The 437-nt window shown below is 65.7% G+C and carries 1 pseudogene; it reads right to left on the bottom strand.

From position 1 onward, the window contains the following. Window positions 1-33: 33 nt before the first annotated feature. Window positions 34-437 (bottom strand): annotated as a pseudogene (locus EN818_RS34100) (IS21 family transposase); the annotation flags it as partial.

Consider the following 437-nt stretch of genomic DNA (forward strand, 5'->3'; position numbering starts at 1 on the left):
GAAAAACCAGTGCGTCAACGCCTGCCATCACGGCTGCAAGCCGGAATAGGCGAGCCGCGAATGATAGAGACGGTGATCGAGCGGCTGTCCGGCGATGGTGAGGCCGGTGCTGCTCATGATCGGTGAAATCCGACAGGCCGAGGCGGCCGGCTCGTGCGTTTGCCGGAAGATGACTTCCTGTTCCTCGCCATCGGACAGCGCGCCGGGATCGGACGCGACGCTGGCGAATGGCGTTGCCCAGCTCGGGATGACGCCGCAGCGTCTCCTCGAAGATTGCGACCGGCCGGATTCCCGGCGCAGCCCACAGCAGCGGCACGATCTCGGCGTCAAAATTGTCGGGCGAGCGGATCGGGCGGCGGCGTTGTCGCGGAACCTTCCTCTGCGAGGGCAGCCTCGAATCCTTCTCGATGCGATAGGCCGTGCCGTGCCGATCGACG

The sequence above is a fragment of the Mesorhizobium sp. M3A.F.Ca.ET.175.01.1.1 genome, assembly GCF_004791945.1.
In the GTDB taxonomy this organism is placed as follows: domain Bacteria; phylum Pseudomonadota; class Alphaproteobacteria; order Rhizobiales; family Rhizobiaceae; genus Mesorhizobium.